Source organism: Bradyrhizobium sp., assembly GCF_049691595.1.
In the GTDB taxonomy this organism is placed as follows: Bacteria; Pseudomonadota; Alphaproteobacteria; order Rhizobiales; family Xanthobacteraceae; genus Bradyrhizobium.
This window is the reverse complement of the sequence record NZ_JBAVNZ010000587.1, coordinates 1-13,299: the sequence shown is the minus strand read 5'-3', so window position 1 is coordinate 13,299 and position 13,299 is coordinate 1. Positions and strand designations below refer to the sequence as shown.

14 protein-coding genes are annotated in these 13,299 nt (G+C 63.7%); 6 read left to right on the top strand and 8 right to left on the bottom strand.

Features of this window, described 5'->3' with window-relative positions; all coding sequences use genetic code 11:
* Positions 1-284 (top strand): hypothetical protein (locus tag WCE35_RS23675; protein WP_424595736.1); only part of this gene is annotated, 284 nt, incomplete at its 5' end.
* An 88-nt stretch (positions 285-372) separates the two neighbouring features.
* Here the strand turns inward: WCE35_RS23675 and WCE35_RS23670 are convergent.
* From WCE35_RS23670 to galE, 5 genes are all read right to left on the bottom strand, one after another.
* Entirely contained in the window at positions 373-1,056 is a 684-nt protein-coding gene (locus WCE35_RS23670; protein WP_424595735.1) for an acyltransferase, read from the bottom strand.
* A 35-nt stretch (positions 1,057-1,091) separates the two neighbouring features.
* Positions 1,092-1,220 (bottom strand): hypothetical protein, encoded by a 129-nt coding sequence (locus tag WCE35_RS23665; RefSeq protein ID WP_424595734.1) that lies wholly within the window; start codon positions 1,218-1,220, stop codon positions 1,092-1,094.
* A gap of 138 nt (positions 1,221-1,358) precedes the next feature.
* A complete protein-coding gene (locus tag WCE35_RS23660; RefSeq protein WP_424595733.1) occupies positions 1,359-2,060 on the bottom strand; it encodes a fumarylacetoacetate hydrolase family protein in 702 nt (233 codons plus the stop codon).
* Between the two features lie 45 nt (positions 2,061-2,105).
* Positions 2,106-3,914 (bottom strand): ABC transporter ATP-binding protein, encoded by a 1,809-nt coding sequence (locus WCE35_RS23655; RefSeq protein WP_424595732.1) that lies wholly within the window; start codon positions 3,912-3,914, stop codon positions 2,106-2,108.
* A gap of 107 nt (positions 3,915-4,021) precedes the next feature.
* Positions 4,022-5,035, bottom strand: a complete 1,014-nt coding sequence (gene galE, locus WCE35_RS23650; RefSeq protein WP_424595731.1) for a UDP-glucose 4-epimerase GalE — start codon at positions 5,033-5,035, stop codon at positions 4,022-4,024.
* 90 nt (positions 5,036-5,125) lie between these two features.
* Here galE and WCE35_RS23645 point away from each other — a divergent pair, with 90 nt between their 5' ends.
* Positions 5,126-6,211: a glycosyltransferase family 4 protein gene (locus tag WCE35_RS23645; protein ID WP_424595730.1), complete on the top strand. Its 1,086-nt coding sequence runs from the start codon at positions 5,126-5,128 to the stop codon at positions 6,209-6,211.
* On the opposite strand, the gene WCE35_RS23640 is transcribed toward WCE35_RS23645, so the two are convergent.
* Positions 6,193-6,738: an HAD family hydrolase gene (locus WCE35_RS23640; RefSeq protein ID WP_424595729.1), complete on the bottom strand. Its 546-nt coding sequence runs from the start codon at positions 6,736-6,738 to the stop codon at positions 6,193-6,195. The two genes, WCE35_RS23645 and WCE35_RS23640, sit on opposite strands and share 19 nt — an antisense overlap.
* The gene (waaF, locus tag WCE35_RS23635) at positions 6,735-7,796 is read right to left on the bottom strand and encodes a lipopolysaccharide heptosyltransferase II (RefSeq protein WP_424595728.1); all 1,062 of its coding nucleotides are present in this window, start codon (positions 7,794-7,796) and stop codon (positions 6,735-6,737) included. The genes WCE35_RS23640 and waaF overlap by 4 nt, the downstream gene beginning before the upstream one ends.
* Positions 7,797-7,982: 186 nt before the next feature.
* Here waaF and WCE35_RS23630 point away from each other — a divergent pair, with 186 nt between their 5' ends.
* The 3 genes from WCE35_RS23630 to WCE35_RS23620 all read left to right on the top strand — a co-directional run bounded on the left by WCE35_RS23630 (position 7,983) and on the right by WCE35_RS23620 (position 11,648).
* Positions 7,983-9,278, top strand: a complete 1,296-nt coding sequence (locus tag WCE35_RS23630; protein ID WP_424595727.1) for an O-antigen ligase family protein — start codon at positions 7,983-7,985, stop codon at positions 9,276-9,278.
* Positions 9,279-9,355: 77 nt separating this feature from the next.
* The gene (locus WCE35_RS23625) at positions 9,356-11,269 is read left to right on the top strand and encodes an SDR family NAD(P)-dependent oxidoreductase (RefSeq protein WP_424595726.1); all 1,914 of its coding nucleotides are present in this window, start codon (positions 9,356-9,358) and stop codon (positions 11,267-11,269) included.
* Between the two features lie 97 nt (positions 11,270-11,366).
* Positions 11,367-11,648: a hypothetical protein gene (locus tag WCE35_RS23620; protein ID WP_424595725.1), complete on the top strand. Its 282-nt coding sequence runs from the start codon at positions 11,367-11,369 to the stop codon at positions 11,646-11,648.
* A 153-nt stretch (positions 11,649-11,801) separates the two neighbouring features.
* On the opposite strand, the gene WCE35_RS23615 is transcribed toward WCE35_RS23620, so the two are convergent.
* On the bottom strand, positions 11,802-12,197 hold the full coding sequence (locus WCE35_RS23615) for a ribonuclease E inhibitor RraB (protein WP_424595724.1): 396 nt from the start codon (positions 12,195-12,197) through the stop codon (positions 11,802-11,804).
* 474 nt (positions 12,198-12,671) lie between these two features.
* Between WCE35_RS23615 and WCE35_RS23610 the strand changes: the two genes are divergently transcribed.
* On the top strand, positions 12,672-13,299 hold a 628-nt coding region (locus WCE35_RS23610; RefSeq protein ID WP_424595723.1), incomplete at its 3' end, for a hypothetical protein.

Sequence of the window (13,299 nt, the reverse complement as noted above, 5' to 3'; positions counted from 1 at the left end):
GCACACTGGAGGGGCTCGGTTACATCCTTGCTCGGCTCGGAAAGGCGCAAGAGGCGGTTGAGGTGTTCAGTCGGCTCATTCCGCGACTCGACTCCAAGGTCGCGTGGCAACGCGAACTAGAAGATCGAATTCTCATACTCAGTAGCAAGCTCACAACTAGCCCCGCGGAAACGCAAGCGGAACTAGCACAGAGCGAGGAAGAGGCAGTGCGCAAGCTTGGTCTGAAAGAGTACCACAAGAGTTATACTGACACATCTCGCACGTCGGATTGGCCGAAGACATAATCGTGTGCCGTGGAAAAGCACGGTACTTGGGAGTTACGGTGACACTCGATTAGCGCTCTCACCGGAAAGCCGTTCACCGCAACTCTCATCAAGAGTTCGTATCGGCCGGCCATGACGCAGGATCCGCCGCGCGATCCCGCTTCAGTCCGACATACCTGAGCTCGGCCGAAACATACAATCCGGGCTCGCTCAAGCTCTTCGCGACGCTCGAATGCGAACCGATGGCGACGTGCTTGCCGAGCGTAACGCCGGGTCCGATGCAGCACATCGATCCAATGTAGACATTGCTGCCGATCCTCACGGGTCTTCTGATCTCGTCCCGGCCTCTTCCCTCCGCGTGGTGTGAATAGCCGTGTGTCCATATCTGACTGCCGCTTCCGCCGAGCGTCGAATAATCCCCGAACGAAACTGAAACGATCAGATTGACGTAATGGCCGGCCGTAATCCCCGAGAGCCTGCCGAGCACCAGGGACGCAGGGTATTGTCGACCAAGATAGACACCTCGATTGATGCGATTGCGATTCCCGATAACGGCCTCCTGCTTGAGGCAAACGCTGAAGTCGCCGTGAATGTGATTCAAATGGCCGATGTGGGAATCGGCTTTCATCACCAGGCGCTTCACCCGGATCAGGTTGAACAGCCCGATTCTCGAGGCGCGACCAAGATATAACCGATCGACGAGGACGACCGAAACCGCGATACGCGCCGATCGATGGATGCGATGTCCAATCAGGTTGAGCAAGGGTGGCTTGATCGACGTGATCGGCAGCAAGCATATGCAAGCCGTCACGATGGGGCGAATTGCGATCAATGTTCGATGAAACCTGGAAGCCTGATCACCACCTGTTTTATCAATTGGAAAACGGCAAACAGCAGGACAGGACCGGTCACGCAGCCCAGGATGAAAATCCCGATCGGTGAGAACTGCTCAAGCAAGACGACCTCCAGCTTCGCTATAGCTACCGACTATCAGATTCAATTGAAGCAACCACAATAGGCGCGAAACCGGCTTTGGTAAAGCGATCTGCGACACGGATTCGGGGCCGCTGGACCAATCCGCCTGCACAAGCCCGCTTATTCCGCCTGGCCGATCGACACCTTCAGCGTGCCGATGCCATCGACGCCGCATTCGATTCGGTCGCCCGGCGATAGCGCGGCGACGCCGGCCGGTGTGCCCGTCATGATGATGTCGCCGGCGCCGAGCGCGACCTGCTGGGAGAGCTGCCAGATGATCTCGGGCACGCTCCAGATCAGTTCGGTGAGGTCGCCCTTCTGCCGTTCGGTGCCGTTGACGGTGAGCCAGATTTTGCCCTTGGCGGGATGGCCGATCTTCGAGGCCGGCTGCAGCGCCGAGCAGGGCGCGGAATGGTCGAAGGATTTGCCGATCTCCCACGGCCGCTCCTTCTTGCGCGCGGCCTGCTGCAGGTCGCGGCGGGTGAGGTCGATGCCGACGGCATAGCCGTAGACGTGGTCGAGCGCCTTGTCGGCGGGGATATTGAGGCCGCCGCTCTTCATCGCCACCACCAGCTCGACCTCGTGATGCAGATCCCTGGTCAGCGGCGGGTAGGGGATCGTGGCGCCGTCCGGCATCAGCATGTCGGCATGCTTGGCGAAGAAGAACGGCGGCGCGCGCTCGTCATTGCCCATCTCGCGGATGTGCTCGAGATAATTGCGCCCGACGCACCAGATGCGGCGAACCGGAAAGGATTTTGCCTCTCCGGCGACCGGAAGCGAGGCCTGCGGCGGGGCGGGAATGACAAACGATGTGGCGTTCATGAAATGGTCTCGGTGGGCTACGGATGGGGATGCGAAAGGCCAGCTCTACGCGGTTGCGCCGACCGGCGCCAGACGGGGGTGGCCGGTATCGCGCTGTTGCAGGCGGAAGAACGAGGCGTAACGGCCGCCGCGGCGCAGCAAATCGTCATGCTGGCCGCGCTCGACGATCTCGCCGCCCTCGACCACCAAAATCGTGTCGGCGTGCATGATGGTGTGCAGGCGATGGGCAATGACGATGGTGGTGCGGTTCCGGCACAGGTGCTCGATCGCTTCCTGCACGGCTTTTTCCGATTCCGAATCCAGCGCCGCGGTGGCTTCATCGAGCAGGATGATCGGGGCGTTCCTGATCAGCGCCCGCGCCACCGCGACGCGCTGGCGCTGGCCGCCGGACAATTGCGTGCCGTGCTCGCCGACCGGCGTGTCGTAGCCCTGCGGAAAGCCCATGATGAAGTCGTGGGCGCAGGCCGCTTTCGCGGCGGCCACGATCTCGTCGCCGGTCGCGCCGATCTTGCCGAAGGCGATGTTGGCGCCGATGCTGTCGCGGAACAGATAGACGTCCTGCCCGACATAGGCGGTCTGCCGGCGCAGCGATTGCCGCGAGACGCCCGAGATCGCCTGGCCGTCGATCAGGATCGCGCCGTCGCTGACCTCGTAGAGCCGCAGCAACAGCGCCAGCACCGTGGATTTGCCGCCGCCGGAGGGGCCGACCAAAGCGGTCACCTTGCCGGGCTCGGCCACAAAGCTCATCCGGCGCAGCACCGGCTCGTTCGCCCGATAGGCAAAGGTCACGTCGCGCAGTTCGACCCGCGCGTCGGTCAGTTTCAGCGCCGGCTTGTCGTCATCGGCGGGCTCGCTGGACGGGCTGTCGACGATTTCAAGCAGTTTGCGGGCGCCGACCAGGCTGCTGTTCAGCTCGATATTGAGCCGCGCCAGCCGTTTGGCCGGCTCATAGGCGAGCAGGAACGCCGTCAGGAACGAGAAGAACTGGCCGGGCGAGGCGCCCATCGCCACCACGCGATAACCGCCATACATCAGCCCGCCGGCGATCGCGAAGCCGCCGAGCGTTTCCATCAAGGGGCTGGAACGGTTGGAGACCCGCGCCATCTTGTTGGCGTTGCGTTCGACCTGCGTGATGCTGGCATCGATGCGCTCGCGCATCGTCTGCTCCAGCGTGAACGCCTTGACGGTGCGGATGCCCTGCAGCGATTCCTGCATGGTCTCGAGAATGTCGGCGGTGCCGGTGAACTGATGATGCGCGAGCCCCTTGATCCGCTTCACCAGCTTGCGCAGCACCAGCATCGCCGGCGGCGCCACCGCGAAGCCGAGCAGCGCCATATAAGGGTCGGTCATCAGCATGACGATGACGAGTGCGAGCAGCGACAACAGATCGCGCCCGATCGCGTTGATCAGGAGACTGAGCACCTGGGTGACGGAGTTGGCGCCGGCGGTCAGCCGCGCCAAAAATTCCGAGGAATGGCGCTCGGAGAAGAACGCGATGTTTTCGGTCATCAGCTTGGAAAACAGCCGGCGCTGGTTGCCGGCCAGGATGGCGTTGCCGATCTGCGACAGGATCACGGTGTGGCCGTAGGTCGCCGCGCCCTTGAGCGTGAAGATGACGATCGTCACCAGCGACAGCGCCGCGATGCCGCGCACGTCCTTGTCGACATAGGCCTTGTTGATGACCTCGCCGAGCAGATAGGCGGAACCCGCGGTGGTGGCCGCGGCTATCCCCATCAGCGCAAAGGCGAGCAGATAGCGCCGCCAGTAAACCAGGCCCTGTTCGGCGACCAGACGCCGGATCAGGATCGCCGCGCCATAGGGGTCGTCGGTGATTTTCTTCGGAAGTTCGGTCATTCGCGTTCCATTGACGGGGCGGGCAAGATTACCCGCGCGTCAGGGCTGAAGCGATGCCTGCTTGCCCGCTTGAGGACTGTTTTTCAAGTCAAATAACAGGTTGGATTTCAGGCCGATTCCGCCTGCTGCGCGGGGCCGCCGCGCGCCTGGAACAGCTTCTTCTCCCAGGCCAGCGCATGGGCGGCGATGGTGTCGAGATCGTCGTAGCGCGGCGCCCAGTCCAGGGTGGCGCGGATGCGGCTGGTATCGGCGACCATGGTCATGATGTCGCCGGGCCGGCGCGGCGCGTATTGAACCGCGAAATTGCGCCGGGCGACGCGGCGCACCGCCTCGATGGTCTCGAGCACGGAAGTGCCGCGGCCATAGCCGCAATTCAGCGTCACCGAACGTCCGCCGGCGGTGAGATAGGACAGCGCCGCGCGATGCGCCTCTGCGAGGTCGCTGACATGGATGAAGTCGCGGATGCAGCTTCCATCCGGCGTCGGATAGTCGGTGCCGAACACGTCGATCTTGGCGCGCTGTCCGGTGGCGGCCTCGACCGCGATCTTCAAAAGATGCGTCGCGCCGACGGTGGCAAGGCCGATCCGTGCTTGCGGATCGGCGCCGGCGACGTTGAAGTAGCGCAGCACGACATAATTCATGCCATGCGCGGAGGCGACGTCATGCAGCATGATCTCGGTCATCAGTTTCGACGAGCCGTAAGGCGACAGCGGCCGCGTCGGCGCATGCTCCGGTACCGGCACCTGGTCCGGATTGCCGTAGACCGCGGCGGTCGACGAGAAGATGAAGCGCTTGACGCCGCATTTCACCGCCACGTTGAGCAGGCTGCGCGTCGTCATGGTGTTGTTGCGGTAATAGGCGAGCGGATCGCGCATCGAATCCGGCACCACCACCGAGCCCGCGAAATGAATGATGCCGTCGACGCGGTGCTTGGCGATCACGCCCTCGACCAGGTCGTCGTCACCGGCATCGCCGATCACCAGCGGCACGTTCCCGGGCAGGAAGGCGGAAAACCCGGTGGACAGATTGTCGATCACGACAACGCTCTCGCCAGCTGCCGCCAGCGCCTGCACCGTGTGACTTCCGATATAGCCGGCGCCGCCGGTGACGAGCACGGTCATGCGCTCACTTCTCCCTGTCAAGGATGGCGATGCTATCCGGGGCGCGGTGAAAAGGTGGTTTCGAGCCGGCTGAACTGGCCACTATGCTTAATGTTGCGTATAGCAATTCGCCTCGAAACGGAGCTTGATGTGGCAATCGGGAACAATTGCTTTGGCGATCTGCAGCTGATCGTGCCGAATCTGCACCGGCGCTATTCCGGCGTCACCGCGACCAACCGCATGGTGTCGCCGAAACTTGCGAAAATGTTTCGCGCGGCGTGGCTTGGCCCTTGCGCGCCGGACGGCATCGCCAGAATAGGGTTCGCCGATCTCCTGAAATTATGGCGCCGCGGCAGGCCGCTGATCTGGCATGCGCGGCGCAATGACGAGATGATTGCCGGCGTGTTGTTGCGGGCGCTGGGCTGGCCGCTCAAGCTGGTATTCACATCCGCGGCGCAGCGGCACCACAGCTGGCTGACGCGCTGGCTGATCACCCGCATGGACGCGATCATCGCGACCAGCGACCTCTCGGCGTCATTTCTCAAGCGCGAGGCGACGGTGGTGATGCACGGCGTCGACACCGACCGCTACGCGCCGCCCCCCGATCGCGCCGCAGCCTTCGCGGAAGCCAGGCTGCCGGGCCGTTATGCGATCGGCTGCTTCGGCCGGGTCCGCGCGCAAAAGGGCAGCGATCTGTTCGTGGAGGCGATGTGCGCGCTGCTGCCGCGCTATCCCGATTTCACCGCCGTCATGGTCGGCGCCATCGTGCCCGAGCAGCAAGGTTTTGCCGCCGATCTGAAACGGCGCATCGAGGCCGCCGGCCTGCGGTCGCGGATCGTCATGACAGGCGAGCTCGAGATCGGGGAGGTGGAGCGCTGGTACCAGCGGCTGACGATCTATGCCTTCACCTCGCGCAACGAGGGATTCGGGCTGACCTTGATCGAGGCGATGGCGGCCGGTGTGGCGCTGGTGGCGTCGCGCGCGGGCGCCGCCGAAGTCGTGGTCGAGGATGGCGTGACCGGGATCCTGACGCCACCCGGCGATATCGATGCGCTGGTGGCCGCGCTTGAGCCCTTGATGCGCGATCCGGCCCTGGCTGTCGCGATGGGGATGCGGGCGCGGGCGCGTGCGAGGGAAAAATTCAGCCTCGATGCCGAGGCGAACGGGATCGCGGAGGTCTATCGCACGCTGATCTGAGCCATCACGTCGGATACGAACGCGTCGAGGTCGCCGCCTTCGAACAGGAATCCGGGCAGGCCCGCGGCCGCCGCGGCCTCGATATCGCTGTCGCGGTCGCCGATGACAAAACTACCCGCGTGGCGAACCGGCCAGTGCGCCATCAAATCGTGGATCATGCCCGGCGCCGGCTTGCGCCAATGATGATCTTCGAGATAGCCGGCAACGGTCCCGGCGGGATGGTGCGGGCAATACCTGATGTCGTGGATCACGGCGCCTTGCGCCGCGAGTTCGGCGCGCATCCAGTCATGCAATGAATTGAGTTCGTGTTCGGAGAAGTAGCCCCGCGCCACGCCGGACTGGTTGGTGAAGAAGAACACGAAATACCCGGCGTCGTTGAGCCGGCGGATCGCCTTTGCCGCATTCGGCATCCAGCGGATCCGCTCGTGCGAGCCGACATAGCCGTCGTCGTGATTGATGACGCCGTCGCGATCCAGGAAGGCGGCGGGGCGCGGCGGCGCGGCAGGGGTGAGGTCGACGGGGCTCATGTCGCGGCCGCCTCGCTCAGCAGGCGCGCGGCGATGTCGACCACGTCGGAAGCCGGAATGTCGCGCATGCAGCGATGGCCGTTCATGGTGCAGAGGGGACGATGGCAGGGCTGGCACGGCACCACGGTCTTGGTCTGCACCGTCGCCGCCAGGCCGTTCAGCGGCGCCCAGTGATAGGGGCTGGTGGGACCGAAAATGCCCATCGTGGGCGTGCCGATCGCGGCCGCGATATGCATCAATCCGGAATCGTTGGAGATCGCCACATCGGCCGCCGCCATCGCCAGAATGCCGTTGCGCAGATCGGCGCCGGTGAGGTCGCGGACCCTGGGTCCGCCGGTGGCCACGATCTCCTGCGCCAGCGCCTTTTCGCCGGGCCCGCCGACGACCCAGACGTCGAACCCGCGTTCGGCGAGCAGCCGCGCGGCTTGCGGATAACGGGTCCAGCGTTTGGCGGCGCCGACCGAGCCGGGCGCCAGTGCCACCGCGCGATCCGTTCCGAGCCCGTTGGCCTGCCGCCAGCGGCGGGTTTCCTCCGACGGAACATCAAGCCGGGGCACGGGCCATTCCGGCGGCAGCGGTGCGTCGTCCGGCAGCGCCAGTGCCGCATTCTTGTCGATAAAGCGGGGCAGGGCCTTTTCGCCCCAGCGCATCCGGTTGATCAGCCCGAACCGGGCCTCGCCGAAGAATCCCACCCGTTCCGGAATCCTGGCCAGCGCCGGCGCCAGCGCCGACTTCCAGGTGCGGGGCAGGATCAGCGCGGTTCCATAGTTGCGGGCGCGCAGTTCCGCCGCCAGATCGCGTTGGCGAGCCAGTGCCAGCCGGCTTCGCGGCAGGTCCCAGACGATCCCGGAGCGAACGCCTGGCATATAATCGACCAGCGGCGCGCAGAGCGAGGTCGTCAGCAGGTCGACCGGACGATTCGGCCAGCGCCGGTTCAGGACGCGCACCACCGTGTGGCCGCGGACGAAATCGCCGATCCACATATAGGGGATGATCAGGATCGGGCTTGTGTCGGCCGCGTCCTCGGTCTCAATCCCGATGAGTGAATTTATATTCATATCAAGCGCTTGGTGCCCGTCGATGTCAGCCTCGTCGGTAGCCTCTCCTTGCGGGCAGGTAAAGTGATCCGCGCATGCGCCGCGACGCCCGATAACCCCAATTTGCCTGTCGGGCGTGACTGGGGCAAAGCTTGCGCCGCAAAATCAGGATAGGGACAGCATGTTGCGGGTGACCGGAGGCAAGGCGTGAGCGCAACCGCGGCCACATCGCCGGCGAGCCCGTCGCTGCCGGTCTGGCGCGATCCGGCCGCATGGGCGAAGACCGCGGATATCGTCGCCGTCCTGATCGCGCTGTCGCTGCCATGGTCGACCTCGCTGGTCGGCATCTTCGCCGGCATCTTTCTGGTGACGATCCTGCCGACGCTCGATTTCAGGCTTTTCCTTGAGTCGCTGAAGCGGCCGATCGCGGTGCTGCCGGTCGCGCTGTTTGTGCTGGCGCTCGCCGGCACGCTGTGGTCCGACGCGCCCTGGGGCGCGCGCAGCTATGCCCTGAGCCCGGTGGCGAAGCTTTTGGTGCTGCCGCTGTTGTTCCATCATTTCGAACGCTCCGCCCGCGGCATGTGGGTGCTCACAGCTTTTCTGATCTCCTGCACACTGTTGATGGCGGTGTCCTGGCTGGTGCTGCTGGAACCCGGACTCTCGCTCAAGCGTGGCGGCGATATTGAGCGCGGCATCTTCGTCAAGAATTACATCGACCAGAGCCAGGAATTCGCGCTGTGCGCGGTGGTGCTGTTTTATCCCATCGTCACCCTGCTGCGGGACCGGAAGACCTGGCAGGCGCTGCTGTTGCTCGCCATCGCCGTGAGCTTCATCGTCAACATGGCGTTCGTCATCGTCTCGCGCACCGCGCTGGTCACCATGCCGATCATGCTCGCGGTGTTCGCGATGATGCATCTGAAATGGCGCAGCAACGCGATGCTGTTCGCGGCGGCGATCGCGCTGGCGGCGCTGGCCTGGACGATGTCGCCGCAGTTGCAGTCGAAGACCGCGACGTTCGCGCGGGATTACCAGCTTTACAAGGAGCAGGATATACCGACCTCGATCGGCATGCGGCTGGAGTTTTATCGGAAATCGCTTCGGTTCTTCGCGGAGGCGCCGCTGGTCGGACATGGCACCGGATCGACCCGCGGACTGTTCGAGGCGGCGGCCACCGGCTCGGTGGCGACGGCGTCCGGCCAGGTGATCGGAAATCCGCACAACCAGACCCTGAATGTCGCGGTCCAGTGGGGCACGGTTGGCGTCGTGATCCTCTATGCGATGTGGCTCGTTCATCTGCGGCTGTTTCGCGGCGAAGGGCTGGTGGCCTGGATCGGCCTTCTGGTCGTGCTGCAGAATTTCTTCAGCTCGCTGTTCAACTCGCATCTGTTCGATTTCCACGAGGGCTGGATGTATGTGCTGGGGGTCGGCGTTGCCGGCGGCATGGTGCTGAAAGCGAAGTCGCGCGCGACCGCCAGGGAACCGGCTGGCGCGGTCCGGCCATGATCGCTGGCATGGGCACGGAAGATCAGCTATCAGCGGGCCGAATGTCCCGTGAATTCTCCCGCTAGCCGGTTCGTCTTATGACGCGTCTTTCGCAATTCACCTTGCGCAATTTCCTGATCGCCTCGCACGACGCGCTGGCGACGGCGTTTGCGCTGTTGGCGAGCTTCTATCTGCGTTTCGAGGGCGACCTGCTGGCCGACCGTCTGCCGCTGCTGTTGCGCATCCTGCCCTGGTTCGTCGCCTTCAGCGTGGTGGTTTGCTACCTCTTCAACCTGACCACGACCAAATGGCGCTTCATCTCGCTGCCGGACGCGCTCAACATCCTGCGCGTGGCCGCGGTCCTGACGGTCGCGCTGGTGGTGCTGGACTACGTCTTTATCTTCGTCTCGCCGAACGTTCACGGGCCGGTGTTTCTCGGCCGGGTCACCATCGTCCTCTACTTCTTTCTCGAGGTGTTCGCGCTGAGCGCGCTGCGCTTCGGCTACCGCTATTTCCGCTATTCCCGCACCCGCCAGCATGCCCGTTCCGACGGTGCGGCGCCGACGCTCTTGATCGGGCGCGCGGCGGACGCGGAAGTCGTGCTGCGCGGGATCGAGAACGGCGCCATCAAGCGGCTGTGGCCGGTCGGCGTGTTGTCGCCGGCGGCTTCCGATCGCGGCCAGCAGATCCGCAACATTCCGGTGCTCGGCGGCGTCGACGACATCGAAACCGTGATCCGCGATTTCGAAAGCCGCGGAAAGCCGATCAAGCGCGCGATCATGACGCCCTCGGCGTTCGAGCCCGACGCGCATCCCGAGGCGGTCCTGATGCGCGCCAAGCGGATGGGGTTGATCGTCAGCCGCCTGCCGTCGCTGGAAAGCGGCGATGCGCCGCGGCTGACCAATGTCGCCGTCGAGGATCTGCTGCTGCGGCCGAGCGAGAAGATCGACTACGCGAAGCTGGAAAGCCTGGTGAAGGGCAAGGCCGTCATCGTCACCGGCGGCGGCGGCTCGATCGGCGCGGAGATCTGCGACCGCGTCGCGACCTTCGGCGCCGCGCGGCTATTGGTGATCGAGAACTCCGAGCCGGCACTCTACGCGATCATGGAAGCGCTGGCCGCGCGCGGGACCGGCGCTCTCGTCGAGGGCCGCATCGCCGACATCCGCGATCGCGAGCGCCTGCTGCGGCTGATGACCGGGTTCAGGCCCGACATCGTGTTCCACGCCGCGGCGCTGAAGCATGTCCCGATCCTGGAGCGCGACTGGTGCGAGGGCGTCAAGACCAACATCTTTGGATCGGTCAATGTCGCCGACGCGGCGCTCGCCGCCGGCGCCACGGCGATGGTGATGATCTCGACCGACAAGGCGATCGAGCCGGTTTCGATGCTGGGCCTCACCAAGCGCTTTGCCGAGATGTACTGCCAGGCGCTCGACCATGATCTGGCGGTGCGATCGGCCGGCAAGCCGCACATGCGGCTGATCTCGGTGCGGTTCGGCAACGTGCTGGCCTCGAACGGCTCGGTGGTGCCGAAGTTCAAGGCGCAGATCGAGGCCGGCGGGCCGGTCACGGTCACCCACCCGGACATGGTGCGGTATTTCATGACCATCCGCGAAGCCTGCGATCTGGTGCTGACCGCGGCCACGCATGCGATGACGCCGGCGCGGCCGGACGTCTCGGTCTATGTGCTCAACATGGGCCAGCCGGTCAAGATCGTCGACCTCGCCGAGCGGATGATCCGGCTGTCCGGCCTGCAGCCCGGTTACGACATCGAGATCGTGTTCTCCGGCATGCGGCCGGGCGAGCGGCTGAACGAGATATTGTTCGCAAGCCAGGAGCCGACCATCGAGATCGGCGTCGCCGGCATCATGGCCGCGAAACCCAACGAACCGCCGATGCCGACGTTACGCAAATGGCTGGCCGCGCTCGAGCAGGCGATCGAAAATAACGACCGCGGCAGGATCAGGACGGTGCTGAAGGACGCGGTGCCGGAGTTCGGATCGACCGCGGCTTGACACGCCCCACGGGCTACGGGCCTGACTTGCGGTCAAGCTTTTGTAAGCGCGGCAGCGGCGGGCCCTCAACCACAATCGATAAGAACGCACTGGCAATATGGCCAAGCATTACCAGGACCAGATCGAGGAATACTGCAAGGCCCAGGGCGTGGACATTCCCGTGGGTTTCTATAGGCATCCCGGCAGCCGGTACGCAGCAATAGATATGGATTCAAATCCGCCGAAGCTGATTGCCCGCCGTTGGTTCAAGCACGAGGACGTTGTCTATTATCTGCGGAATTTCGCGCCGGGGAGGCGAACGAGGGTTCTCGATTTCAAGGAGCGGGTCGAACTCCTCTACGACGGTGGCTCGCGGCTGCAACGAGGAAATGCGTTTTAACAGCTGGTTCGACCACTCGTCTGGCGGAATGGCGTAGCGTATTCGGTCACTTTTCACATTAAGGCGGATTACGCCTTCGGCCCGCGACGCTGAACGAGGAGCTTTAACATCCGAAGGAACCATCGGTCAGCCCGTTGGGCTCAATCCGCCGGGCTATTCAGCATTCGTACCCCAACCGTCAAAGTCGCAGTCATGTTTGAATCCCAGGATACACATCTCTCTGGTCCAATCCAAGACGGTATTATCGCTCATTGTGATTTCGCCAGTCCAGCCCGTGATTAGCTGAACTCTTGCGTTTGAAGCGGAAGGGCGGTGTTCCACCGCATAGTTCTTGCGCTTCAGCTCAGCGGCAAGAGTGGCTGCCTTTTCCACGGTGTTGGTGTAAAAGAAAAATTCAAGCTTTCGTTGCTTCTCCGGCGTCACGTTGTGTGTTCGAAGCTGCTGGAGTGTTTGTGGCGTCAGGGCCACCTGTGTTTCAAGATTTGTCTCGAATGCCTTTTGAGAAACGAAGCGCTTTGGCTGTCTTGAGAACAGATCGGACAAACCCACGTTCAGCTCCCGGCAGAAGGCGATTGAGGGCCCGCCTGCGAAGCTTGCAAAGCACGATGACGCCTGCGACGCGTCCCCTCGAACTGCAAGTTGGTTAGCGAACATTGAAATCATCCAGCTGGACTTTGGCGTTATCGTGACGGTGCAGTCCAGCACTGTCACCGAACCCGCCGTAACCCGCGCCGATCCGAACGGTGCTGAAGGACGACAGTGCCGGAGTTCGGTTCGACGGCGGCTTGACACGCCTACGGGGCAACGGGCCTCCGCACCGCATTTCGCGACAGCCAAAGGTTGCAGGCAAGACCACTTCAGCCATGCCGCCGTCATAATCTCTCCCTAAGGCTGCATTGTCCGGTGCAGGGCATGACAGAGAGCACCTGGACATTGGAATCTTCCGCGGCTGCATTGGAGGAGCGCGCTGTTTCGCTGCGCGCCGGCCGAACGCGGCGGAGTGGACCAGGGGAGAGCTGGGGCATGCGTGCAGCTCGCAGACGGTTCTGGACATCGACGGTTTCGGCCCTCTTTGCGGGCGCTGGCTTGCTCTCGTTTGCCTTCGCCCAAACCAGCCCAACTCGGGCGCCATCGGTTCCGGATCACACGATCACAACTATTCCCGCCGCGTTCGACAAAAACTGCCGCAAAGGTCGGGCCAGGCTCTATGACGAGTGCTCGGACCAATCCCGCGTCTTCGAGGCCGCGGCGCAACGGGCAGCCGTCGAGAACAAGGTTCTTCTCGTCTCCTATGGCGCCGAGTGGTGCATCTGGTGTCACGTCTTTGCAAAGTACATTCATGGAGAAAGGACGCGCTTCGAATATACCTATGGCGGCCCCGACGCTCCGGAAGCCCGACAGACATCGACGATCTTCGAGCGCGAGAAACGCGATGTCACGGCGGACGCCGCGGCGCTGAGCGCTTATGTCGCGCGCTCCTTCGTGGTCGTCCATATCGAGGGGCAGTACGCTCCCAACGGCGATGCCGTGCTGGCGCGGACGGGGGCTCCGGCTTTCAAGGGCATCCCATTCATATTCACGGTCGATCGTAAAGGCCGCTACGCAGCGGACTTCAAAAATGAGCCGGTGGAGATCCGGCGCGATACCAATG